Here is a 24,444-nt window from a genome sequence, read left to right as displayed (position 1 = left end):
AGCATGTCGATATGGAACCGCTGCTGATCGTCATCCTGACCGCAGCTGTCGCGAGCGCGGCGTGCTGGATCCTGTCTCTCATCACCCGGGACACCTCTTGGGTCGACCGGGCATGGTCGATCCTCCCTGTCATCTACGTGTGGATCTTCGCGGGAGCGGGTATCGCGAGCGGTGACGATGCGGGCCGCCTGACCCTGATGGCGGCCCTCGTGACCGCCTGGGGAATCCGCCTGACCTTCAACTTCGCCCGCAAGGGCGGGTACACCGGCATGGAGGACTACCGCTGGGCGATTCTGCGTGGGCGGATGAAGCCCTGGCAGTTCCAGATCTTCAATCTGCTGTTCATCATCGGCTACCAGATGACACTGCTCGTGCTGATCACTCTCCCCGCCGAGATCGCGCTGCAGAACCCCGCGCCACTGAACGCCTGGGACCTGCTCTTCGGCGCGCTCTTCCTCCTGCTGCTGGTCGGCGAGACCGTCGCCGACCGCGAGCAGTGGGAGTTCCACCGACGGAAGAAGCAGGCCGGCGGCACGCTGGCTCCGGGCTTCGTCACCCAGGGGCTGTTCCGCTACAGTCGCCACCCCAACTTCTTCTTCGAGCAGAGCCAGTGGTGGGTCCTCTACGCGATCGGGGCGAGCGCCGCTGTGGCATCGGGCGCGGGGTTCCTCGGCGGCGTGATCAACGGGACGATCATCGGCCCAGTCCTGCTCAGCGTCCTGTTCGTCGGCTCGACGATCTTCACCGAATCCATCACCGCCGGAAAGTACCCGTCCTACGCCGCGTATCGCCGCAGGACGTCGATGCTCATCCCCTGGCCGCCGCGGGCACGGCCGGTCGCCGAGCCCGCGGCCTGACCGCAGGCCGCGTCAGCGCACGACCGCGTCGGAGGCCGTGCGCGTGACCGGCACGAGGCGGGTGAGCTGCGTGACGTGCGACGGCTCAAGCTCGGCGAGCGAGGCGACGCCCAGCAGGCGCATGGTGCGCTCGATCTCGCTGCGCAGGATCTCGATCGTGCGGTCGACCCCGGCACGCCCGCCCGCCATCAGCCCGTAGAGGTATGCACGGCCGATCAGCGTGAAGTCGGCGCCGAGGGCCACGGCGGCGACGATGTCGGCGCCGTTCATGATGCCCGTGTCGATCATGACCGTGAAGTCGTCACCCACAGCCTTGCGCACCTCGGGCAGCAGGTGGAACGGGATCGGCGCGCGGTCGAGCTGGCGGCCTCCGTGGTTGGAGAGCACGATGCCGTCGACGCCGGCATCGCGCAGTCGCAGCGAGTCCTCGACGTTCTGCACTCCCTTGATCACGATCTTCCCTGGCCAGATGTCGCGGATCACGGCGAGGTCGTCATAGCTGATCGTCGGATCCATGGCGGCGTCGAGCAGTTCGCCGACGGTGCCGCCGGTGGTGCTCAGCGAGGCGAACTCGAGCTTGGGCGTCGTCAGGAAGTCGTACCACCACCACGGGCGAGGAATCGCGTTGATGATCGTGCCGAGGGTGAGCTGCGGCGGGATGCTGAAGCCGTTGCGCTTGTCACGCAGTCGCGCGCCGGCAACCGGTGTGTCCACCGTGAACTGCAGCGTGTCGAACCCGGCGGCGGCCGCGCGGCGCGTGAGCTCGTAGGAGATCTCACGATCGCGCATCACGTAGAGCTGGAACCAGTTGCGACCGTTCGGGTTCGCGGCCTTCACGCCCTCGATCGACGTCGTGCCGAGCGTCGACAGCGTGAACGGGATACCGGCTGCAGCCGCGGCACCCGCACCCGCGACCTCGCCTTCGGTCTGCATGAGACGGGTGAACCCGGTCGGCGCGATGCCGAACGGCAGGGCCGACGGACCGCCCAGGATGTCGACCGAGGTATCGACCGCAGGGGCCGGACGAAGGATGCCGGGGTGGAACTCCACGTCCTGGAACGCCTGGCGCGCGCGCGTCAGCGACAGCTCGCCCTCTGCCGCGCCGTCGGTGTAGTCGAACGCGGCCTTCGGCGTGCGACGCTTCGCGATCGTGCGCAGGTCGTCGATCGTGAGCGCAGCATCGAGACGGCGCTTCTTGCCGTTGAACTCGGGCTTCTTGAACTTCATCAGGTCGAGAAGCTCTGCGGGGTTGGGAACCTGGCGCTGGACCATGTCGTGTCCTCTCAGTCGGTGGGTCGGGCGCTGCGGGTCAATCCCGCGGCGGTGTAGTAGCCGGTGATGTGCGCACGGACGAGAGCCCTCGCCGTCGTGGTGTCGCCTGCTGCGATGGCTCGGACGATGGCTCGGTGCTCGGAGCGCAGGACCGAGGCCATCGCGTCCCAATCATCGATCGCGGCCGCGCCCTCCTGCACGTACGACTCGATCGCCGTGCGCAGTCCTGCCATGATCGCCGCGACGACGGTGTTGCCGCTGGACTCGGCGAGTGCGAGGTGCAGCTGCGCGTCGAGGGCGAGGAACTCGGCGGACGTGAGCGCGTCTGCTTCCATCGCCGCCAGCACTCGGTGCGCGGCGGAGAGATCGGGCGCGTCCTGGGCGGCCAGCGCCTCGACCACGGCGTCTTCGAGCAGCAGACGGGTCTGCACGACATCGCTGAGTGGAAAGCCCTGCGCCGCGACCTGCAGGCGCAGCAGCGTCGACAGACCGCCGGTCGGCGTGGCGATCACGATCGCGCCCGACTGGGGCCCTGAGCCCGTCGCGGTGCGGATCAGGCCCATGACCTCGAGCACACGCAGAGCCTCGCGGACACTCGAGCGCCCCACTCCGAGGTCGGCCGCGAGATCGCGTTCGGAGGCGAGGCGATCACCGGGTCCGAGACGGCCGTCGAGGAGATCTCTCTCGACGTGCTCGAGGACGAGGCGCCAGGCTCGCGCAGGCTGCTCCGGCATCCGCTCTCCTCGTCGTCGGCGTTCGGCTGCGTCCGTCGTGGCCGCGCTCATGTGGTCTGACCACACTAGCGCGTGTGGTCAGACCACGCAATCCGTGCATGCCGAGACACCGCCCGAAGGCGGAAGTGCGATGCGCGGCGGGTTCTCAGCCCAGGCGCCCGCCGGACTCCTCGAGGTAGCACGCACCGCACAGCGATTCGTACGTCGTGATCTCCGGTGCCAGCGATCCGTCGGCGCCCTCGTCGATGGCGACCTGATCGCCGTCGAAGACGAAGCGACCGCCGACGACGCGGCCGTTGAAGACGGCTTTGCGCCCGCAGCGGCAGATGGTCTTGAGCTCTTCGAGAGAGTGCGCGATGGCGAGAAGCCGTGCCGAACCGGGGAATGCGTGCGTCAGGAAGTCGTTGCGGATCCCGTAGGCGATCACGGGGATGCCGTCTTCGATCGCGATGCGGAAGAGGTCGTCGACCTGCTCGGAGGTGAGGAACTGCGCCTCATCGATGAGGAGGCACGCGACGTCGAGCGCTCCGCCCGCGAGGTGCTCTCCCCCGGCCGCACTGCGCACCGCCTCTCGCTCTGCGGCGAACAGATCCCGAGCGTCGGCATCGGAGCCGATGAGGAAATCGACCTCTCGAGTCACTCCGAGACGGCTCGCGATCTCAGACGCACCTTTGGTGTCGATCGCGGGCTTCGCGAGCAGCACATGCTGACCACGTTCCTCGTAGTTGTACGCGGCCTGGAGCAGCGAGGTGGACTTGCCCGAGTTCATCGCCCCGTAGCGGAAGTAGAGCTTCGCCACCGGCGCGCTACTCGTTGATGCCGAGAGCGGCCGCCGTCGCTGCGGTGGACTTCGCGGCCAGCTCCGGATGCTTGTTCAGCTGCTCGCCGAAGGTGGGGATCAGCGCGCGCAACTCCGACTCCCAGCCGGGATACTCCTCGGGGAAGCACTTCTTGAGCAGATCGAGCATGATCGGCACGGCGGTGGAGGCACCGGGCGAGGCGCCGAGCAGACCGGCGATCGAGCCATCGGCTGCCGCGACCACCTCAGTGCCGAACTGCAGGATGCCGCCCTTCTTGGCATCCTTCTTCATCACCTGTGCACGCTGACCGGCGTCGATGAGCGTCCAGTCCTCGTCTTTCGCCGTCGGCATGAACGTGCGGAGGCTGTCGACCTTCTTGGCGTGGTTCTTCATCAGCTCGCCGACCAGGTACGTGATGAGGTCGGGATTCGCGAAGGCGACGCGCAGCATCGGCCACAGGTTGTGCGTGCGCACCTGGGACACGATGTCGAGCATCGAGCCGTTCTTGAGGAACTTGGGGCTGAACGTCGCGAACGGACCGAACATGAGCGAGGCCTCGCCGTCGACCACTCGGGTGTCGAGGTGAGGCACCGACATGGGCGGCGCTCCGACGGATGCCTGCGAGTAGACCTTGGCCTGGTGCTGGGCGACGATCTTCGGGTTCGAGGTCTTGAGGAACTGTCCACCGATCGGGAAGACGCCGTAGCCCTTGATCTCGGGGATCCCCGAGCGCTGCAGCAGCTTGAGCGCCCAGCCGCCGGCGCCGACGAACACGAAGCGCGCCTTGATCTGATTGGGCGTGCGACCGATCGTCGTGCGGTAGTTGATCAGCCAGGTGCCGTCTTTCTGCTTCTTCAGGCTCTTGACCTCGTGGTTGGTGCGCAGCGTGACGCCCGAATCGGTGAGGTGGTCGAAGAGCTGGTGCGTGAGCGCACCGAAGTCGACGTCGGTACCCGCGGGCACGCGGGTCGCCGCGAACGGCTCGCCCTTGCGGCGCTGCTGCATGAGCAACGGCGCCCACTTGTTGATGACGCGCGAGTCCTCGCTGTACTCGATGCCGTCGAACAGGGGCTGCTTCTTGAGAACCTCGTAGCGGTCCTTGAGGTACTTGACGTCCTTCTCACCGCGGACGAACGTCATGTGCGGGGTCGCGTTGATGAAGGTCGACGGAGCGTCGAGGACTCCCCTGTCGACCAGCGACGACCAGAACTGACGACTCTGCTGGAACTGCTCGTTGATCGAGACGGCCTTGGCCGGGTCGAGTGGAGCACCCTTCTGCTGCGGCATGTAGTTCAGCTCGCAGAGCGCCGCGTGGCCGGTGCCCGCATTGTTCCAGGGGTTGGAGGATTCCTGCGCCACATCGGAGAGTCGCTCGAAGGCGACGATCTTCCAATCCGGCTGCAATTCGTGCAGCAGGGTACCCAGGGTGGCGCTCATGATGCCACCACCGATCAAGACGACATCGACGGTTTCGGTCACCGCAACAGTCTAGTTCGAGGTCACGACGCTGCCGACCACGCGGGCAGGCCTGATCAGACCGGTTCCGCATCGCGGGGATGCGGTCAGGCTATGGCGACCAGACGATCGGCGAGGATCTCGGCGATCTGCACGGCATTCAGCGCCGCACCCTTGCGCAGGTTGTCGTTGCTGATGAACAGCACGAGGCCCCTGTTCTCGGGGGCGGACTGATCGGCGCGGATGCGACCGACGAAGCTCGGGTCCTTGCCCGCCGCCTGCAGCGGGGTGGGCACCTCGTCGAGAACGACACCCGGAGCCGCGGAGAGCACCTCGGTCGCACGCTCGGGAGTGATGTCTCTGGCGAACTCGACGTTGATCGAGAGCGAGTGACCCGTGAAGACCGGCACACGCACGCAGGTGCCCGCGACACGGAGGTCGGGCAGCTCGAGGATCTTGCGGCTCTCGTTGCGGAGCTTCTTCTCCTCATCGGTCTCGTTCTCGCCGTCGTCGACGAGGTTGCCCGCGAACGGGATGACGTCGAATGCGATCGGCGCGACATACTTCTCGGGCTCGGGGAAGTCGAGCGACGACCCGTCGTGCACGAGACGCAGTGTGTCACCCTGGGCGAGCACGCCCTCGATCTGACCGAGGAGCTCCTGCGCACCGGCGAGGCCGGAGCCGGAGACGGCCTGGTAGGTCGAGACGATGAGCCGCTCGAGGCCCGCTTCGGCATCCAGAGCCTTCAGCGCCGGCATCGCGGCCATCGTGGTGCAGTTCGGGTTGGCGATGATGCCGCGAGGGCGGTCATCGATCGCATGCGGGTTGACCTCGCTGACCACGAGCGGAACCTCGGGGTCGTTGCGCCAGGCGCTGGAGTTGTCGACGACGACGGCTCCGGCCTCGGCGAAACGAGGAGCGTATGCGCGGCTGGCGGTCGCACCGGCCGAGAAGAGGGCGATGTCGATGCCCCCGGCATCCGCGGTCTCGACGTCTTCGACGATGACGGTCGCTCCGCCGAACTCGACGGCGGTGCCCGCAGAGCGTGACGACGAGAAGAGGCGCAGCTCACGGATCGGGAAGGATCGCTCGATGAGGATCTCTCGCATGACGGCGCCTACCTGGCCGGTGGCGCCGACGATGGCGACGGAGAGTCCTGAGTCGGAGATGCGGGTCATGATGTTCCTTGGCGTCGTGCAGTGCTGCATGCGAGGCTTCGGGCGCGACGTCGGGATGCGGATGCCGCGCCTGGCGCCGATGTCAGGGTTTCGGTGAGTCTATCGTGCTGTGCGGAGGTCGAGGAGCCGGGCGGCACTCGGCCTGCGACGGGGTGGACGATCTGTGGGGGTGACGAATCGCGGACGGGAAGACGAATCGCGGATTGGATCGCCGAATGTGTCCGCGAATCGTCCTGTCGTCCGCCGATCGTCGCCGACCGCGGGGTCAGCGACCGGTGCCGGCGTGCACCGTGGCCTCGGCGTCGCCGTCGAGGCCGTAGGCGGTGTGCACGGTGCGTGCGGCCTCGGCGAGGTCGGTGTCGCGGAGCACGACCGAGATGCGGATCTCGGAGGTCGAGATCATCTCGATGTTGATGCCGCCGGCCGAGAGCGCCTCGAACAGCACGGCCGAGACGCCGGAGTGCGTGCGCATGCCCGCACCGACGACCGACAGCTTGCCGATCTGGTCGTCGTGCACGAGGTTCTGGAAGCCGACCTCTGTCTGCTCACCGGCCAGTGCCTTCAGCGCGCCCGCGGAGTCAGCCTTGGGAACCGTGAACGAGATGTCGGTGCGACCGGTCGCAGACACGTTCTGCACGATCATGTCGACGTTCGCGCCGGACTTGGCGACGATCTTGAAGATCTCCGCGGCCTTTCCGGGAACATCGGGAACGCCCGCGACCGTGATCTTGGCCTGGCCGAAATCGGTGGCGACACCGGCGACGATCGGTTCTTCCATGGCTGCTGCTCCCTCGGCTTCGCGAGGGTTCTTCATACCCTCGCCCAGAACGTATGTGCCCTCGGACGACGAGAACGTCGAACGGGCATGGATCAGGACGCCATGACGGCGTGCGTACTCGACGGCGCGGATGTAGAGCACCTTGGCGCCGTTGGCGGCGAGCTCGAGCATCTCCTCGCTGCCGATGTGGTCGAGCTTCTGCGCCTTCGGGATGACGCGGGGGTCAGCCGTGAAGATGCCGTCGACGTCGCTGTAGATCTCGCAGACATCCGCAGCGAGGGCCGCGGCCAGGGCGACGGCCGTCGTGTCGGAGCCGCCACGACCGAGCGTGGTGATGTCGCGTGTGTCGCGGTTGAACCCCTGGAAGCCGGCGACGATGACGATCGCCCCCTCATCGAGGGCCTCCCGCAGACGTATGGGCGTGACGTCGACGATGCGCGCCGCGCCGTGCTGCGAGTCGGTGATCATTCCGGCCTGGCTGCCGGTGAACGAACGCGCCTCGAACCCCATCGAGTGGATGGCCATGGCGAGGAGCGCCATCGAGATGCGCTCTCCGCTCGAGAGGAGCATGTCGAGCTCGCGCGGAGCGGGGATCGGAGCCACCTCGTTCGCGAGGTCGAGCAGCTCGTCCGTCGTGTCGCCCATCGCGCTCACGGCGACGACCACATCGTGCCCCGCACGACGTGTGTCGACGATGCGCTTGGCGACGCGCTTGATGCTCTCTGCGTCGGCGACTGAGGAGCCGCCGTACTTCTGCACGATGAGGGCCACGTTCACTCCCTGGGATGTCGGGCGGATCCGCCCACCCTCATTCTACGATCGGCGCATATGCGCTTGTTCGCATGTGACGCGGTCGCGGCGGGGTCAGAGGGTCGGCGGCAGGGGCGCGACGGTCAGGTCGGGACCGGTGTGGGCCTGCGGTCGGAGGCGTCCGCCGGTGGCGGCGAACCAGCAGCCCGCGATGATGAGCGGGAATCCGATGAGCAGTCCCGGAGTCAGGGGCTCGGCGAGCACGATCGCGCCGAGGATGATCGCCACGACCGGGTTGACGTAGGTGAACAGCGGGGCGCGAACTGGTCCGACCTCGCGGATGAGCGCGAAGAACGCCAGGAAGGCGACGGCGGTGCAGATGACGGCCAACGCCAGAAGCGCGAAGATCGAAGGAAGCGTCGGCACCTCGTGCTGCGTGAGCAGGCCGATGGGCAGGTAGATCACACCGATCATGAGCAGCGACAGCGTGATCGTGCCGAGCGACGGGACCTCGTTGAGCTTGCGCGCGACGATGAAGGGCGCGATCGCATAGAGCACGGCGACCAGCAGCACCTCACCGGCCGCGAGCAGACTGACCTCGCCGCCGAAGAGCCCGGGGCCCGCGACCACGATCGCGACGCCGATGAAGCCGACGAGAAGGCCGATTCCGCGCGTCGGCCGCAGGACGCCCCGGTCTCCGCCACCCAGGGCGATGAGGGCGGCGAACAGCGGCACCGTCGCGACGAGCAGACCGGTCATGCCCGAGGGCAGGGTCAGTTCGGCGTGGCCGAGCAGCAGGAACGGGCCGGCCATCTCGACGAGCCCGAAGGCGAGCACCCAGGGCCAGTGTGTCCATGCAGCCCTCAGCGCGCCGCCTCGGAGCGCGAACGGCAGGAGCAGCAGTGCCGCGATGAGGGTGCGCCCAGCGACGATGGCGGGTGGCGAGAACGACTCGACCGCGATGCTGATGAACAGATAGGGCACGCCCCACAGCAGCGCCATGGCCCCGAAGAGCAGCCAGCCGCGTCGGGTGAAGCCTGCCTGGGGGTTCACAGCACGCGACGGCCCTCGAAGGCGCGCCCGAGGGTGACCTCGTCGGCGTATTCGAGGTCGCCGCCGACGGGAAGGCCGGAGGCCAGGCGAGACACGGTGATCTGCATGCTGGTGAGCAGACGACTGAGATAGCTCGCGGTCGCCTCTCCCTCGAGGTTCGGGTTCGTGGCGAGGATGACCTCTTGCACCGTCGCATCGGCGAGACGACCCATCAGCTGCGCGATGCGCAGGTCGTCGGGTCCGATGCCGGCGATCGGACTGATCGCACCGCCGAGCACATGGTAAAGGCCACGGAACTCACGGGTGCGTTCGATCGCGGCGACATCCTTCGCGTCTTCGACCACGCAGATGAGGGCAGGATTACGCCGGGGATCGCGGCAGATCGCGCAGCGATCCTGCTCCGACACGTTGCCGCAGATCTCGCAGAAGCGCACTCTCACCCGCACCTCGACGAGCAGCTCGGCGAGCCGAGCGACGTCGAACGTCGGCGTCTGCAGAATGTGGAATGCGATGCGCTGCGCGGACTTGGGGCCGATTCCGGGGAGCCGACCGAACTCGTCGATCAGCTCCTGAACGATTCCGTCGTACATCAGGAGAACCTCGTCGGGGGCTCGTAGGGCTCTTCGCGAACGAACGTCGCGCCGAGCACCTGGCGGATCACGGCCTCGCCGTAGCGCTGGACTCCCCCGGCGGGGGTGCGCTCGGTGATCACCGGGGCTGCTGCGGCCGAAGCCACTCGGCGCACCGGGGCGGCCTGCACAGGCGTCGACCGCGCGGATGCGGAGGGAGACGCCGGCTGCGCGTCGGCGGCCGCGGGTGCGGCCTGCGAGGTCGGCGCAGGTTCGTAGGACGGGTCGTACGGCGGCTCGTCGTCGAAATAGGGAGGTTCATCGTCGATGGGGGGCGGCGGTTCTTCTCCCCCACGGGGCCGATCATCGCTCGGAGCCGAAGGCTTCTGCATCGGCACGGTGTCAGGGGCTGCCGGCGGGGGCGTCCCCGCGGCCTGCGCCGGGGCGGGCGCCGGGACCGGAACTGCGACCTCGGATGCAGGAATCGACGCGACCGCCCACTCGGTCACCGGAGCCGCCGACGCACGATCACCCTGAGGCGGCGATGTCCGAGCGGCGGGTGTCTCGGCTCGCGGCGTCTGAGCAGGCGGTGTCTGAGCGCTGGGCGAACTCGCTGACGCAGGCTCCGATGCGGGAGCGTCGGCGGTCGGGCGCGCTGCCGACGGCGACGAGGGCTGGCGAGGCGCACCGCCTGCGGGCATCGGCGCGGGCAGGTACTTGACCCGCACACCGAGTTCCTGCTCGATGGCTCCGCGCAGATGATCGGACGGGCCGGAACCCGGCGTCGTCCCCTTGAACTTCGCCACGTCGTGCTGGCTGGCGAATCCGAGCGTCAGCACCTCTGTCTCGGCGACGAAGGCGAGCGGCTGCACGGCGGTGGCCAGCAGCCATGACGTGCGACTGACGCTCTCGAGTCGCTTGAGCACGGCCGGCCAGACGGCGATGATCTGCTCGAACGAGACCGGGCCCGAGGGCGTGGCGGTGTCGGCGGCCGGCGCGGTCGGCAGCGTGCTCGACGTCGCATCTTCCGATGTCTCGGGCTCGGCAACCGCGTTCTCGGCCACAGCAGCCTCGACCACGGCGGCAGTCGGCCGCGCTTGCGTCGGCTCGGCGTCGACGGGATCGGTCGTAGCAGCCGCACCGGGCTGCGTCGCAGCGGGCTGAGCAGCACCGGGCTGAGCAGCACCGGGCTGAGCAGCAGCGGCATCAGGCTGCGGCGCAGCAGCCGCAGCTGTCGCGCGTGCCGGCGCTGCTGAGGCGCTCTGCACGGACGGCACGGCCGCGACGGCTCCCCCGCCCGAGGCGAGCACACGAGCGACCATCAGCTCGAGGTGCAGTCGGGGCGATGTCGCGCCCGACATGTCGTCGAGAGCAGCGCTGACGATGTCGGCCGTGCGCGACAGCCGCGCCGAGCCGAAGGACTCTGCCTGGGTGCGCATGCGAGCGAGCTCGTCGTCGGTGATGCCGCGCAGCACGGACGATGCTCCGGCTCCGACGGCCGCGATCACGATGAGGTCACGCAGGCGTTCGAGCAGGTCGTCGACGAAACGACGGGGGTCCTGGCCGGTCTGCACCACGCGATCGATGGCGGGGAATGCCGCGGCCGCGTCGGCGGCGGCGAGAGCATCGACGATCTCGTCGAGCAGGGCCGCGTGCGTGTAGCCGAGGAGAGCGACCGCGCGCTCATAGGCGACGGTGACCGTCTCGGAGCCGGCGGGCGAATCGGACCCGGCGATCAGCTGGTCGAGCAGCGAGAGCGTGTCTCGCGGCGAGCCGCCACCCGCCCGGACCACCAGGGGCAGCACACCGCGCTCGGCGACCACACCCTCTTCGCCGCACAGCTTCTCGACGTACTCGAGCATCGCTGCCGGCGGCACCAGACGGAACGGATAGTGGTGCGTGCGCGATCGGATCGTGCCGAGCACCTTCTCGGGCTCGGTCGTCGCGAAGATGAACTTCACGTGCTCCGGCGGCTCTTCGACAAGCTTGAGGAGGGCGTTGAACCCCTGCGGCGTCACCATGTGCGCCTCGTCGAGGATGAAGATCTTGTAGCGGTCGCGGCTGGGAGCGAACGTCGCCCGCTCGCGCAGGTCGCGGGCGTCGTCGACGCCGTTGTGGCTGGCGGCGTCGATCTCGACGACGTCGAGCGATCCGCCGCCGGCGCGCGACAGCTCGACGCAGCTCGGGCATGTGCCGCAGGGCACATCGGTCGGACCCTCCGCGCAGTTGAGGCAGCGGGCGAGGATGCGCGCGGACGTCGTCTTTCCGCATCCACGGGGTCCGGAGAACAGGTATGCGTGGCCGACTCGGTCGCCGCGGAGGGCGGTCATCAGGGGTTCGGTCACCTGGGACTGCCCGATCATCTCGCCGAACGACTCGGGGCGGTAGCGGCGGTAGAGGGCTGTGGTCACCAGAACAGCCTACGGCGTGCCACGGACGTTCCGGCAGCCGGGCGCCGAGGATCATGCGGGTGATCCCCGACGCGCCGCTCAGGCCGCCGAAGCGCGGCGACGAATCACGACGGCCCGGCCTCGAAGGCGCCGCCGATGACCTCGACGCCCCCACCCGGCAGGAGCAGCGCGGGCGCGGGCGCCAGCCCGAACAGAGCCGCGACGATCAGCAGCTTCAGTCGACCGACTCGATGACGGGGATCGCGGTCGTGATCACCGGGACGGATGCCGACAGGCGCGTGCCGTCCTCGCGAAGGGCATCCGCGAACTGCCGCAGCGACGGGCGTCCGGGGATCATCGGGCCCTGATCCGCGAGCGGCACGACGACCTCCTGCTCGGTCGTGGCGATGTATGCGTCATCGCGCACCGTGAACGGCACCGGATCTCCGCTGACCACGCGGACGCGCAGCTCGCCCGTCGTGAGAGTGATCTGCAACGCGGACCCCTGCCACTGCAGCGGGTACGACAGAGACGGCCAGTCGGCGGGCAGACGCGGGTCGAAGCTGAGCTCGCCGGCGTAGTCGCGCATGCCGCCGAAGCCGCACACGAGAGCCGTCCACACGCCACCGGCGGAGGCGACGTGCACGCCGTCGGCCGCGTTGTGGTGCAGGTCGTGGAGGTCGACGAACAGCGACTGCCGGAAGTACTGCAGAGCGAGGTCCTGGTAGCCGACCTCGGCGGCGAGGATCGACTGCACGACCGCCGACAGCGTCGAGTCGCCGGTGGTCAGCGGGTCGTAGTAGTCGAAGTCCGCCTTCTTCTCCTCCGGCGTGAAGTGGTTGCCCTGCAGGAACAGCGCGAGCACGACATCCGCCTGCTTGAGCACCTGGAACCGGTAGATGACGAGCGGGTGGAAGTGCAGCAGCAGCGGCCGCTGCTCCTTCGGCGTGTGGGCGAGATCCCAGACCTCGCGCTCGAGGAACAGCGAATCCTGCGGGTGGATGCCGAGGCTCTCGCTGAACGGAATGAACATCGCATCGGCGGCGCGCTCCCATCCTTCCGCCTCGCCCTCGGCGAGGCCGGTGCGCTCGACGACCCTGGCGAACTCCTCGCCGTTGGCCTCCTGCGCCTCGCGCACGACCCTCGCCGCGTAGCGCAGGTTGTAGCGCGCCATGACGTTCGTGTACAGGTTGTCGTTGACCACTGTCGTGTACTCGTCGGGCCCTGTCACACCGTGGATGTGGAAGGTCTCGACGCCGTCGTCGTTCGTGTCGGCGACGAGCCGCGACGTGCGCCAGAAGCCGAGTGTGGCCCACAGGCGCGCCGTCTCGATGGCGATGTCGATGCCCTCGCGTCGCAGGAAGTCCTCGTCGCCGGTCGCGCGCACGTACTTGCCGAGCGCGAAGCTCACGTCGGCGTTGATGTGGTACTGCGCGGTGCCGGCAGCGTAGTAGGCCGACGCCTCTTCGCCGTTGATCGTGCGCCACGGGAACAGCGCGCCCGCTTCGTTGAGCTGCGCGGCTCTGCGGCGGGCCGCCGGGAGCATGAGCACTCGCGCCCGCAGCGCGTTGCGCGCCCACTGCGGCGACGTGTACGTGAGGAACGGGAGCACGTAGATCTCGGTGTCCCAGAAGTAGTGGCCGCTGTACCCGGAGCCCGAGACCCCCTTCGCTGGCACGCCGGTTCCGTCGGCTCGGGCCGAGGCCTGAGCGAGCTGCAGGAGACACCAGCGCGTCGCCTGCTGGATGTCATCATGCCCGCCGATCTGCACGTCGCTGCGATCCCAGAAGGCGGCGAGCCACTCGGCCTGCCGGTCGAACTGCGCCTGGACGCCCTCGAACGCGACGCGGTCGAGGGAGCGGCGGCAGCGGTCGACGAGCTCGCGGGCCGGCACGCCGCGAGAGGTGTGGTAGCTGACGAGCTTGGTGACCGAGATGGGCACCCCGGCCTTCGCCTGCACGCGGAACACGTTCTTCGAGATGTCGGCCTCGATCAGCGTGCGCGACGTGTAGTCGTTCTCGGTCTCGATGATGTGGTCGGCGACGACGGCGACCGTCATGCCCGAGTCGGCGACGCTGTAGGACAGCGCCGAGCGCAATCCGTCCTGCCAGTACTCCCCCGGTTCGAGCACGCGCTCGGCGATCTTCTCGGCCTTGCGCGGATCGAAGCCGCCCTTCGCCTGGTTGGGGGTGCCCGCGTACACGCCGGCACCGTCCTGGCGGTTGATCATCTGGCAGCTGACGGTGACGGGGGCATCGGCGTTCTCGACGACGACCTCGAGACGGAGCACTGCGAGGTGACGCTCCTCGAAGCTGACGATCCGCTCGTCGCGCATGCGCACGCGCTTGCCCGACGGCGTCTCCCACACCACGACGCGCTCGAGCACACCGGTGCGCATGTCGAGAGTGCGGCGGTACTCGCGCACGTCGGCCTCGTCGAACGAGATCGGCTCGTCGTCGACGTACACCCGCATGACCTTGGCGTCGGGTGCGTTGACGATCGTCTGCCCGACCTCGGCGAAGCCGTACGCCTGCTCGGCGTGCCGGATCGGCCACGTCTCGTGCAGACCGTTGATGAAGGTGCCGTGCTCATGGGCACCTCGGCCCTCGATGTGATTGCCCCGGAGTCCGAGGTAGCCGTTGCCGACGGCGAACAGCGTCTCGGCCACGCCGTCTTCGGAGTAGCGCGTCTCGATGAGTCGCCAGGGGTCTACGGGGAAGCGGTCGCGGTCGATCATGCGGTGTCCTCGTCGTGTGAGCGGGTGGCCTGAGCGGCGGGTTCTGAATCGGGGTCGGCGACCTGGTCGGCCACGGCGTCGACGAACACGTCGAGATCGCTGACGACGACGGTCGCCCCGGCGGCGCGCAGCGCATCGGCTCCGGTGCCGCGATCGACGCCGACGACGATCGCGAACCCCGCGGCAGCCGCGGAGGCCGCACCCGAGGTCGCATCCTCGACGGCGATGCTGCGGGCGGGATCGACGCCCAGCGCGACGGCGCCGGCGCTGAACATGTCGGCGGCGGGCTTCGAGGCGAGGTTGTCGCGCTCGGCGACGACACCGTCGACCACGACACGGAAGAACGAGCGGATGCCGGCGGCGGCGAGCACCTCTTCGGCGTTCTTGGAGCTCGAGACGACGCCGATCGGTATGCCGGCGGCCGACAGCTTCTCGACGAGCGCGAGCGAGCCCGGGAACGGGGCGATGCCCTCGCCCCGCAGCGACTCGGCGAATGCGGCGTTCTTGCGATTGCCGATGCCGCAGATGGTCTCGGCCTCGGGCGGGTCGTCGACCGCTCCCCACGGGATCTCGACGTTGCGGCTGCGCAGCAGGCTCGCCACGCCGTCATAGCGCTTCTTGCCGTCGACGAAGTCGAAGTAGTCGGAGTCCGAGTACGGAGGCGCGATGCCCCAGCGTTCGAACACGTCGTCGAACACGACCTTCCAGGCGCGCATGTGCACCTCGGCGGTCGGCGTCAGCACCCCGTCGAGGTCGAACAGGACGCCTTCGGCGCGGAGCGGATCGGGCAGGGCTTCGGGCACAGGAGCCTCCAGGAGAAGGACGAGGGGTATTGCCGGCACCTCTCCGTGCCACTGTGCAAGCGTAGTGCGGCCCGGCGCCAGGCGGTAACCCCCGGAGGCGTGTCGATCAGAGCATGCGGGACGTCTGCCTGGCGATCTCGAGCTCTTCATCGGTGGGCACGACCAGCACGGCGACGCGCGAGTCGTCGGTGGAGATCCGTCGGATGCCGCGCTGCCGCGCCGCGTTGCGCCCCTGATCGATCTCGACGCCGGCGAATCCGAGCGTGGCCATCGCCTCGGCGCGCACGGCGGCCGCGTTCTCGCCGACCCCCGCGGTGAAGGAGATCACATCGACACCGCCGAGCTGGGCGATGTACGACCCCGCATAGGCGCGCAGTCGGTGGATGTAGACGTCGAAGGCGAGCGTCGCCGCCGCGTCTCCGGCTTCCCTGCCCGCGAGGATGTCGCGCATGTCGCTGTGCCCGGCGAGCCCCTTCAGGCCGCTGCGCGAATTCAGGAGCGCGTCGAGATCGTCGATCGAGTACCCGGCTCGCCGCGACAGATGAACCAGCGCCGCGGGGTCGAGGTCTCCCGAACGGGTTCCCATGACGAGCCCCTCGAGCGGCGTCAGCCCCATCGACGTCTCGACGGATCGGCCGCCGTCGATCGCGGTCGCCGATGCGCCGTTGCCGAGGTGGAAGACGATCTGCCGCAGGCTCTCGAGGTCGCGTCCGAGGAACGCGGCGGCCGACTCGCTCACGAACTGGTGGCTCGTGCCGTGGAATCCGTATCGGCGCACCCTGTGCTCGGAGGCGAGCTCAGCATCGATCGCGTAGGTGTAGGCGGCCGGCGGCAGGGTCTGATGGAAGGCCGTGTCGAACACCGCGACGTGCGGGACGTCGGAGAACACCGCCTTCGCCGCGACGATGCCGGCGAGGTTCGCAGGGTTGTGCAGCGGGGCGAGCACCGAGAGCTCCTCGATCTGCTCCTCGACGTTCTGCGTGACGAGGGTCGGCGCATAGAACCTCGCCCCGCCGTGCACCACGCGGTGACCGACGGCGACCGGAGGATGCTCGTCGAGCAGCGGACCGTGCTCGGCGAACTGCTCGAGCATCACCGTGAACGCCGCTCCGTGATCGGCGACCGGGCGCTCGGAGTCGTACGAGGCGTCGAGCATCGTCACCACGGCATCCGCGGTGGTGTCCGGACGGACGGTGTGCCGGATCGCGCTGAGCTCCTGCCCGATCCTCTCGATGAGGCCCGCGGCCAGCTCGTTCTCGTTCTCGATGTCGATCAGGCTGTACTTGAGCGACGAGGACCCGCTGTTGATGACGAGGATGGCGCTCATGCGGTCGTTCCTTCGGACTGCGCCTGGATGGCCGTGATCGCCACGGTGTTGACGATGTCGTCGACCAGCGCGCCGCGCGACAGGTCGTTGATCGGCTTGTTGAGGCCCTGCAGCACCGGACCGATCGCCACGGCGCCCGCCGAGCGCTGCACGGCCTTGTAGGTGTTGTTGCCGGTGTTGAGATCGGGGAAGACGAAGACTGTCGCGCGCCCCGCCACCGCGGAGTCGGGGAGCTTCGCCTTCGCCACCGCGGCGTCGGCGGCGGCGTCGTACTGGATCGGGCCCTCGACGAGCAGCTCCGGTGCGCGCTCGTGCACGAGGGCGGTGGCTGCGCGGACCTTGTCGACATCGGCCCCCGACCCGGATTCACCGGTCGAATACGAGAGCATCGCGATTCGGGGCTCGATGCCGAACTGCTGCGCGGTGGCCGCCGACGAGATCGCGATGTCGGCCAGCTGCTCGCTGGTCGGATCGGGGATGACGGCACAGTCGCCGTACACGAGCACACGATCGGCGAGTGCCATCAGGAAGACGCTCGAGACGACATTGACCCCCGGCTTCGTCTTGATGATCTCGAACGACGGGCGGATGGTGTGCGCCGTCGTGTGGGCGGCGCCAGAGACCATGCCGTCCGCGAGCCCGAGGTGAACCATCATCGTGCCGAAGTACGAGACGTCTGTGACGGTGTCGGCTGCCTGGGTCAGCGTGATGCCCTTGTGCGCACGCAGTCGCGCATACTCCGTCGCGAAGCGCTGCACCATCTCAGGATCGGTCGGGCTGATCACCTGAGCTGCCGAGATGTCGACCCCCAGTTCGACCGCGCGGGCCCGGATCACCGACTCGTCACCGAGGATCGTGAGGTCGGCGACCTCGCGCGCCAGCAGGGTGGACGCTGCGCGAAGGATGCGATCGTCATCGCCCTCGGGCAGCACGATGCGGCGACGGTCGGAGCGTGCGCGCTCGATGAGCCCGTACTCGAACATCAGCGGAGTCACGACGCGCGACTCCGCGAGACCCAGCTGAGTGGTGAGCTCGGCGATGTCGACGTGGGTCTGGAAGAGTCCCAGAGCGCGGTCATAGCGGCCTCGGGACTCGGGAGAGATCCGGCCCCGTGCTCCCATCACGCGCACCGCGGTGTCGTAGGTGCCCAGGTCTGTCGTGATGATCGGCACGGTCGAGGTGAAGCCGTCGAGCAGCTGCACGATCGGCTCCGGCAGCGGGAAGGGGCCGTTGAGGATGATGCCGGCGACCCGCGGAAAGGTGCCGGAGGCATCGGCGAGCAGCGTCGCCAGCAGCACCTCGGTGCGGTCGGCGGGGATCACCACGACCGACTCCTCCGTGAGCCGAGGGAGCACGTTCACCATCGACATGCCCGCGACGACGATCGTCAGGGCCTCGCGGCCGAGACGATCAGGGTCGCCCTTGATGAGACGGCCGTCAACTGCGGCGAGGATGCCGTCGATCGACGGCGCCACCAGGGTGCGGTCCTCCGGGATCGCCCATACGGGCGTGGTCTTCTGCGGACGCACCGCGGAGACGGCCGCCTCGATGTCGGCGAGTGCGTCGGGGTCGGCGCGATTGACCACGACGGCGAACAGCTCTGCACGCTCGACCTCGAGTTCGGAGAGCGCGAGCGCGCCGATCTGCCCGACCGCGGCGGGCGTGCGCGCGGTGGTCGTGCCGAGCTGCTCGGCCTGACGCTGCTGATCACGACCGCTCAGCACCAGCAGCACGGGTGCGGCGAGGTTCGCCGCGATCCGGGCGTTGTATCCGAGCTCCGCGGGGCTGGCGACGTCGGTGTAGTCGCTGCCGATGACGACCACGGCGTCGCACTGCGCCTCGACGGCCTTGAACCGGGCGACGATCGTCGAGAGCGCCCGGTCCGGGTCGTCGCGCACATCGTCGTAGGTCACGCCGATGCAGTCGTCGTAGTCGAGGTGCACGCCGTCGTGCGCGAGCAGCAGCTCGAGCACGTCGTCGCGCTCGGTGACCGAGCGCGCTATCGGGCGGAAGACGCCGACCCGGGGCGTGACGCGCATGAGCGCATCGAGCACGCCGAGGGCGATGGTCGACTTACCGGTATGGCCTTCGGCCGAGGTGATGTAGATGCTCTGCGCCACAGCTCCACCCTAGGTGCACGACCTCATGATCTCGCTGGGTTGACAGCCGTGCGAATTCGTTCAGCAGGGCCCGGAGAGAGCGTCGACCACAGCCGTGGCATCCGCCGCGTAGCGCGTGTAGTAGGTGGGGTCGACGTTGATCTGCACCCGGTGGATCGCGAGGGACGGGTCCATCGACTGCCAGTCGGGCACCCTCGCGAGACGTTCGTAGAACAGCGTCGCGGCGGTGGCCGGGTCCATGCGCTGCTCGGCCGACCCCCACCAGTGCTGCTGCTGGAAGAGCCCGATGCTCGTCGTCCGGCTGCCGTCGGGGTTGGCGAACCCGATCGTCTCCCAGTCTCCGTAGTCGATGTTGTTCAGGCTGCTCTCGCCCATCGCCGTCATCACCCCGAGGATCTGACCGTCGCGACCGAAGCCGAGTGCGGTCGCCGTCTGCATGATGGTCGCGGCGTTCTCGAGCTGCTCGCCCTGCCACCCCGCGACGCCCGACTCGGGGAACGTGGTCGGATCGGTGATGCAGATCGCCAGCGGTCTCTCGTGCGCGAGGCCCAGCGGGATCAGCACCGCGGCGAGCGCGACGACGATCACAGCCGCGGCGGACAACGCGATGCGACGCAGCAGCTTCGTTCGGCGCATCCGCTGCTGCGCTTGACGACGCGGCGACGCACGACGCGTGCGCGACCTCTGACGGCCCGCCGGCTTCTTGCCTGCCGGCTTCCTGCCTGCCGGCTTCCTGGCTGCCGGCTTCCTGGCTGCCGGCTTCCTGCTGGTCTTGGCGCCTCGGCTGCTCCTGGTCGTGCTCATGGGCGCCGGGTCTGGACGCTGCCTCTGCCGACGAATGCGGCGAGCCCGCCGCCGATCGCGCCGAACAGATGCGCCTGCCACGAGATGCCCTCGCGCGCGCCGACGACGCCGGCGAGCATGGACCCGCCGTAGAGGCCGATGACGATGAGCGCGACGATCGCGTAGAGCACTCGGTGTGCGACCCTCCCCGGCGCGAATACCCGCATCACGGTGTACCCGAAGTATCCGAAGACGAGCCCGGACGCGCCGACAGTCAACGCCCCGGGCGCGTTCACGAGCCATGTGCCGAGACCGCCGATCACAGCCGCGAAGGCGGTGACGATCCAGAACCTGCGAGCGCCCTCGACGGCCACGAGGAAGCCGAGCACGAGCAGCGGCACGGTGTTGCCGATCAGGTGCGCCCAGTCCGCATGCAGGAGTGGGCCGACGATGATGCCGCCGAGCCCCGAGAGATCCCACGAGCGGAGCCCGAATCCCGTGAAGGATCCGGGGAGGATCGCATCGACGAGCTGCACGGCCCACATCAGGGCGACCAGAAGAAGAGGCGCTGCGAAACGACCGAGAGCACTGGAACGCGGGGAATCGGCGGTGCTGATCACATCTGGCCTTGTCACGTCACGATCCTGTCAGGACTCCCCCGGAGGACGCTGACAAAAAGAAAGTGACTCTCCGCGCACCCAGCAGAGCCCGGTTACCCTTGCTGCGTTTCCGCCCTGGGGGAATTGGCCTGGATGCCGCCACGCGGAGAGCCGTCGACAAGTCTAGCCGATGTCCGGACCCGCTCTTTGACAGACTGGGCAGGCCATGGATCCCGTCACCGCCCTTCCCCTGTCGACGTGGCGTTTTCCGGGCACACTGCGCACCTACCAGGCCGAGGTGCTCGAGCGTCTCGCGCCGGGAGCAGCGGGTCCGCTGCACATCGTCGCCCCTCCCGGTTCCGGCAAGACCCTGCTCGGCCTGCTGCTCGCCGCGCGTGAGGGTCACCGAACCCTCGTGCTCTCGCCGACGGTGACGATCCGTCAGCAGTGGGTGCGCACCGCGGAGTCGCTGACCCCCGAGGCTGCGGCCGTCTCGGACGACCCCTCGCAGATCGGCGATCTCACGGCGCTGACCTATCAGCTGCTCAGCGTGACCGGAGACGGCTCGCCCTTCGACGATCTCGCGCGCGCCGTGTGGGTGGAGGAGCTCACAGCACGCGGGCGCGCGGAGGCGGACGCGTCGACGTGGCTCGCCGAACTCGCGGTCGACAATCCGGGGAGGTACCGCACCGGCATCCGCACCCGCTCCCGGCGCCTGCGCTCGCGCTTCGCGAGGCGGCGGCCCGCCGAACTCGCCCGTGTACTGCATCCGAACGCCGTCGCCCTGATCGATCGACTCGTGGCCGCGGGTGTGCGCACGGTCGTGCTCGATGAATGCCATCATCTTCTCGATCACTGGGCCATCGTGGTCGCGTACCTCGCCGGTCGCATCCGCGAGAGCGGCGTCGAGCCCCTGCTGATCGGCCTGACCGCGACCCTTCCGTCTCCCGACGACGAGACCGAGTTCGAGAACTACAGCCAGCTGCTCGGCGAGGTCGACTACGAGGTTCCGACCCCCGCCGTGGTGAAGGAGGGGCATCTGGCTCCCTACCGCGACCACGTGCTGTTCACCGAGCCGACCCCCGCAGAGGCGGGGTTCATCCGACGACACGAGGCACTGCTCCACGACATGATCACCCGGGTGCTGTCGACGCCCGACGCGGTGTCGTACCTCGAGCAGCAGCTGCAACCCGCAGACGGCTCCTACGACGCGGCGGCATCGGTCACCCGCCTCGACCGCGCGTTCTCGGCGGACTTCACTCTCGCGCGATCCTGCGCTGTCGTGCTGCGCGAGGTCGCACCGCGCCATCCGCTCATCCCCGCGATCCCGCCTGTGCTGCTCGATCGCTGCACCACGGATGACCTGCTCACGGTGCTCTCGCGTTTCGCTCAGGCACGGCTGCTGGCCGACCCCGCGGCCGCGCGACAGTGGGAGCACGTCCGACGCTCTCTCGCAGACTTCGGCTACGCGCTCACCGACCGCGGCATCCGTCGAGGCCGCAACCCGGTCGAGAGCACCCTGGCGCTCTCGGCGGCGAAAGACCACGCCGCCGTCGAGATCCTCCGCCGAGAGCTCGACGGCCCCGACGGCGACCGCATCCGCGCCGTCGTCGTCACCGACTTCGTCGAGCACGGCAACAACCGCGGCCTGGCCGGTGACGCACCGGCAGGGGCACTGCGCACCTTCGACCTGCTCTCGGTCGACGACGTCACCGCCGGCCTGCGGCCCGTGCTTCTCACTGCCCAGCACCTGCGCGTCCGCGTGGAGGACGCCGTCGTCCTCGCCGACGCGCTGGTCGAGCTGCTCGGAGCGCCCGTCGACGTCACCGACGGCACCGGGCCCGTGCGTGATCTCGAGGTGCGGGGTGTCGGAAGCGGGCGCGTCGTCGCCGCGGTGTCGGAGTTGATCCGCCGCGGTGACGTGCGGCTGCTCGTCGGCACCCGCGGGCTGCTGGGCGAAGGCTGGGACTGCCCGGCGGTCAACACCCTCATCGACCTCACGACCGTGGCGACCTCGTCGGGCACACAGCAGCTAAGGGGCCGCACCCTGCGCCTGGATCCCGCCTGGCCCGGGAAGGTCGCGCACAACTGGTCGGTCGTGTGCTCGATCCCCTCGCATGTCGACCTCGACGACTCGTCCGAACCTGCTCGACTGCGCCGACGGCATTCGCATCTGTGGGGCCTGAGCGCCGACGGCGACGGTCGGATCGTGAGCGGACTGGGCCACGCGCTCCCCACCGCGGCTTTCGACATGTGGGAACGTGTGCTCGACAAGGACACGTCGGCCTCCATCGACGATCTCGACGCACTGCTGCGTGAACGATGGCCGACCCGTAGCAGCACCAGAACCGAGTGGCGGATCGGCGACCGCTACGAGCCGCGCGAACGCCAGGTCGTGGCCATTCGCCGCACACCGCGCGCGCCTCTGCTGCGCACTGCGCAGGCAGCACGCGCCGGCGCCCTGGGAGCGTTCGTGGCCGGAACAGCCGGAGTGGGCGGGCTCATCGGCATGCTGATCGCCTCGGGGGCCGATGTCGCCCCGCTGCTCTGGATCGCGCTCGCGCTCGCCGGTGGCACCGTCGCTGCCACGGTCTCCTCGCTGCGGATGCTGGCCCGGCTGCTGCGCGACCGTCGGCGACCGGCCGAGATCTACCGGGCGGCGGCCATCGCCGTCGCCCGCACCCTGCACGACGCGGAGCGGATCGGGCGCGTCGACGAGGCCGTGATCGTGGCTCGGCCGGACACCGCGGATCCGACCCGCATCCACATCGAGCTGGGAGGCTCGGCCGACGACGCGCGCGTGATCGCGGATGCCGTAGAAGAGCTGTTCGCGCCGGTGCGCACTCCGCGGTTCCTGCTGCGCATCGACTCGGCCGGACTGCCACGACTGCGCCCGCTCGAACGACTCGCCGATCGTCTCTCACCCGGACGCACCCTGCTCGCGGTACCTCGACTGATCGCCCGCCGCCGGGGCGACGCCGAGCGCTTCCGCGAGCACTGGCAGGCGCTGATCGGCACCTGCACGCTGCACGAGCTCACCGGGACACAGGGACTCGCACTGCTGCGGGTCGCCCGCAGCGCCGACGACCGGCTCGACAGCGCAGAACCCCGAGCCCGCGTGTGGGGCTGAATGCCGCGGCCAGGACGGCACCGTGCCGCAGAGACGGATGCTGCTTCCCACCCCATCCGTAGACAGCCGGGTTACGATCGGATCACGCGCACCGCAGCGCCCACGTGAGAGGGAACGCATGCCAGAGAACCCGCCCCTGACCCCGGCCGTCGTCAATGCCGAGCAGTTCGCCGCGCAGACGTCGGCCATCGTCGAGTCTGTCGGACGGGTGATCGACGGAAAGCCGGATGCCGTGCGGAGCGCGCTGGTGTGTCTGCTCGCCGAAGGACACCTGCTGATCGAGGACGTACCGGGAGTGGGGAAGACCGTGCTGGCGCGTGCGCTGGCCGCGAGTGTGGACGCCACCGTCCGCCGCATCCAGTTCACCCCCGATCTCCTTCCCGGCGATGTCACGGGTGTGAGCGTCTACAACCCCGTCGATCGGGAGTTCGAGTTCAAGCGCGGCGCGGTGTTCGCGCACATCGTGATCGCCGACGAGATCAACCGCTCGTCGCCCAAGACGCAGTCGGCACTGCTCGAAGCCATGGAAGAGGGGCAGGTGACCGTCGACGGATCGACGCACATGCTCCCCGACCCGTTCCTGGTCGTGGCGACCCAGAACCCTCTCGAGATGGAGGGCACATACGCGCTGCCCGAAGCACAGCGCGACCGTTTCATGATGCGCATCTCGATGGGCTACCCCGACGCGGCGGCTGAAGCCCTGATGCTCCGTCAGCGCGACACCGTGAACCCGCTCGCCGCGGTGAGAGCCGTCGCGAACGCGGCGTCGATCTCGGGGTTGATCGCGTGGGCCCGTTCCGTGCACGTCGCTCCGGCGCTCGAGGAGTACACGGTCGCCCTCGCCCAGGCCACCCGCGCAGACCCCAACCTGCACCTGGGTGCGAGTCCGAGGGCGACCCTGCAGCTGATCCGGGCTGCGAAGGTGTGGGCCGCGCTCGACGGGCGCGACTTCGTGATCCCCGACGACGTGACGGCCCTGATCATCCCCGTGCTCGCGCACCGTCTCCTTCCCGCCCGCGGAGCGCACCGTGCCGGAGCACAGCCCGTCGAGGCGGCCCTGCGACAGATCGTCGAGCGCGTGCGGGTGCCCGTGACCGCTCGCTCCTGAC

18 protein-coding genes and 1 other RNA gene are annotated in these 24,444 nt (G+C 69.0%); 3 read left to right on the top strand and 16 right to left on the bottom strand.

The annotated features are described in order from the left end of the window. The first annotated feature begins 11 nt into the window (after positions 1-11). Positions 12-857 carry a DUF1295 domain-containing protein gene (locus QMA07_RS01200; RefSeq protein WP_290159344.1) on the top strand — a complete coding sequence of 282 codons (846 nt, stop codon included), beginning with the start codon at positions 12-14 and terminating at the stop codon, positions 855-857. A gap of 12 nt (positions 858-869) precedes the next feature. Here QMA07_RS01200 and QMA07_RS01195 read toward each other — a convergent pair whose 3' ends face one another. From QMA07_RS01195 to ffs, 16 genes are all read right to left on the bottom strand, one after another. Next, positions 870-2,129: an alpha-hydroxy acid oxidase gene (locus QMA07_RS01195; RefSeq protein WP_290159342.1), complete on the bottom strand. Its 1,260-nt coding sequence runs from the start codon at positions 2,127-2,129 to the stop codon at positions 870-872. 11 nt (positions 2,130-2,140) lie between these two features. Further along, the gene (locus tag QMA07_RS01190; RefSeq protein WP_290159473.1) at positions 2,141-2,863 is read right to left on the bottom strand and encodes an FCD domain-containing protein; all 723 of its coding nucleotides are present in this window, start codon (positions 2,861-2,863) and stop codon (positions 2,141-2,143) included. A 145-nt stretch (positions 2,864-3,008) separates the two neighbouring features. Then, positions 3,009-3,662 carry a thymidine kinase gene (locus QMA07_RS01185; protein WP_290159341.1) on the bottom strand — a complete coding sequence of 218 codons (654 nt, stop codon included), beginning with the start codon at positions 3,660-3,662 and terminating at the stop codon, positions 3,009-3,011. 7 nt (positions 3,663-3,669) lie between these two features. Next, positions 3,670-5,142 carry a malate:quinone oxidoreductase gene (locus tag QMA07_RS01180; RefSeq protein ID WP_290159339.1) on the bottom strand — a complete coding sequence of 491 codons (1,473 nt, stop codon included), beginning with the start codon at positions 5,140-5,142 and terminating at the stop codon, positions 3,670-3,672. An 83-nt stretch (positions 5,143-5,225) separates the two neighbouring features. Continuing rightward, positions 5,226-6,296: an aspartate-semialdehyde dehydrogenase gene (locus QMA07_RS01175; RefSeq protein WP_290159338.1), complete on the bottom strand. Its 1,071-nt coding sequence runs from the start codon at positions 6,294-6,296 to the stop codon at positions 5,226-5,228. A gap of 265 nt (positions 6,297-6,561) precedes the next feature. Then, a complete protein-coding gene (locus QMA07_RS01170; protein WP_290159337.1) occupies positions 6,562-7,845 on the bottom strand; it encodes an aspartate kinase in 1,284 nt (427 codons plus the stop codon). A gap of 93 nt (positions 7,846-7,938) precedes the next feature. Further along, positions 7,939-8,877 (bottom strand): DMT family transporter, encoded by a 939-nt coding sequence (locus QMA07_RS01165; protein WP_290159335.1) that lies wholly within the window; start codon positions 8,875-8,877, stop codon positions 7,939-7,941. Beyond that, complete coding sequence (recR, locus tag QMA07_RS01160; protein ID WP_290159333.1) at positions 8,874-9,467, bottom strand: recombination mediator RecR; 594 nt, start codon at positions 9,465-9,467, stop codon at positions 8,874-8,876. The genes QMA07_RS01165 and recR overlap by 4 nt, the downstream gene beginning before the upstream one ends. Continuing rightward, on the bottom strand, positions 9,467-11,857 hold the full coding sequence (locus QMA07_RS01155; RefSeq protein WP_290159332.1) for a DNA polymerase III subunit gamma and tau: 2,391 nt from the start codon (positions 11,855-11,857) through the stop codon (positions 9,467-9,469). Before QMA07_RS01155 ends, recR begins: the two co-directional genes overlap by 1 nt. 214 nt (positions 11,858-12,071) lie before the next feature. Next, a complete protein-coding gene (locus QMA07_RS01150) occupies positions 12,072-14,573 on the bottom strand; it encodes a glycosyl hydrolase family 65 protein (protein ID WP_290159331.1) in 2,502 nt (833 codons plus the stop codon). Further along, complete coding sequence (locus tag QMA07_RS01145; protein WP_290159330.1) at positions 14,570-15,376, bottom strand: HAD-IA family hydrolase; 807 nt, start codon at positions 15,374-15,376, stop codon at positions 14,570-14,572. The genes QMA07_RS01150 and QMA07_RS01145 overlap by 4 nt, the downstream gene beginning before the upstream one ends. A gap of 106 nt (positions 15,377-15,482) precedes the next feature. Next, positions 15,483-16,703 (bottom strand): acetate kinase, encoded by a 1,221-nt coding sequence (locus QMA07_RS01140; RefSeq protein ID WP_290159329.1) that lies wholly within the window; start codon positions 16,701-16,703, stop codon positions 15,483-15,485. Then, the gene (gene pta, locus QMA07_RS01135) at positions 16,700-18,823 is read right to left on the bottom strand and encodes a phosphate acetyltransferase (RefSeq protein WP_290159327.1); all 2,124 of its coding nucleotides are present in this window, start codon (positions 18,821-18,823) and stop codon (positions 16,700-16,702) included. The genes QMA07_RS01140 and pta overlap by 4 nt, the downstream gene beginning before the upstream one ends. Before the next feature lie 60 nt (positions 18,824-18,883). Continuing rightward, the gene (locus QMA07_RS01130) at positions 18,884-19,627 is read right to left on the bottom strand and encodes a hypothetical protein (RefSeq protein WP_290159325.1); all 744 of its coding nucleotides are present in this window, start codon (positions 19,625-19,627) and stop codon (positions 18,884-18,886) included. Continuing rightward, positions 19,624-20,241: a rhomboid family intramembrane serine protease gene (locus tag QMA07_RS01125; RefSeq protein WP_290159324.1), complete on the bottom strand. Its 618-nt coding sequence runs from the start codon at positions 20,239-20,241 to the stop codon at positions 19,624-19,626. Before QMA07_RS01125 ends, QMA07_RS01130 begins: the two co-directional genes overlap by 4 nt. Before the next feature lie 43 nt (positions 20,242-20,284). Further along, positions 20,285-20,381, bottom strand: an RNA gene (gene ffs, locus QMA07_RS01120) — signal recognition particle sRNA small type. 50 nt (positions 20,382-20,431) lie between these two features. Here ffs and QMA07_RS01115 point away from each other — a divergent pair. Next, positions 20,432-23,335 carry a DEAD/DEAH box helicase family protein gene (locus QMA07_RS01115; protein ID WP_290159323.1) on the top strand — a complete coding sequence of 968 codons (2,904 nt, stop codon included), beginning with the start codon at positions 20,432-20,434 and terminating at the stop codon, positions 23,333-23,335. 118 nt (positions 23,336-23,453) lie between these two features. Continuing rightward, positions 23,454-24,443 carry a MoxR family ATPase gene (locus QMA07_RS01110; protein WP_140037799.1) on the top strand — a complete coding sequence of 330 codons (990 nt, stop codon included), beginning with the start codon at positions 23,454-23,456 and terminating at the stop codon, positions 24,441-24,443. The last annotated feature ends 1 nt before the right edge of the window (position 24,444 follow it).

Origin of the sequence: Microbacterium sp. APC 3901, assembly GCF_030407765.1 — a bacterium.
Classification (GTDB): Bacteria; Actinomycetota; Actinomycetes; order Actinomycetales; family Microbacteriaceae; genus Microbacterium.
This window is presented reverse-complemented; position numbering and strand designations above follow the sequence as displayed.

What these genes read in the sequence shown, in the direction of transcription:
- QMA07_RS01150 (WP_290159331.1), bottom strand. Translation starts at nt 14,573, where the DNA reads ATGATCGACCGCGACCGCTTCCCCGTAGACCCCTGGCGACTCATCGAG.
- QMA07_RS01130 (WP_290159325.1), bottom strand. Translation starts at nt 19,627, where the DNA reads ATGAGCACGACCAGGAGCAGCCGAGGCGCCAAGACCAGCAGGAAGCCG.
- QMA07_RS01200 (WP_290159344.1), top strand. Translation starts at nt 12, where the DNA reads ATGGAACCGCTGCTGATCGTCATCCTGACCGCAGCTGTCGCGAGCGCG.
- recR (WP_290159333.1), bottom strand. Translation starts at nt 9,467, where the DNA reads ATGTACGACGGAATCGTTCAGGAGCTGATCGACGAGTTCGGTCGGCTC.
- QMA07_RS01190 (WP_290159473.1), bottom strand. Translation starts at nt 2,863, where the DNA reads ATGCCGGAGCAGCCTGCGCGAGCCTGGCGCCTCGTCCTCGAGCACGTC.
- QMA07_RS01195 (WP_290159342.1), bottom strand. Translation starts at nt 2,129, where the DNA reads ATGGTCCAGCGCCAGGTTCCCAACCCCGCAGAGCTTCTCGACCTGATG.
- QMA07_RS01140 (WP_290159329.1), bottom strand. Translation starts at nt 16,703, where the DNA reads ATGAGCGCCATCCTCGTCATCAACAGCGGGTCCTCGTCGCTCAAGTAC.
- QMA07_RS01175 (WP_290159338.1), bottom strand. Translation starts at nt 6,296, where the DNA reads ATGACCCGCATCTCCGACTCAGGACTCTCCGTCGCCATCGTCGGCGCC.
- QMA07_RS01110 (WP_140037799.1), top strand. Translation starts at nt 23,454, where the DNA reads ATGCCAGAGAACCCGCCCCTGACCCCGGCCGTCGTCAATGCCGAGCAG.
- QMA07_RS01115 (WP_290159323.1), top strand. Translation starts at nt 20,432, where the DNA reads ATGGATCCCGTCACCGCCCTTCCCCTGTCGACGTGGCGTTTTCCGGGC.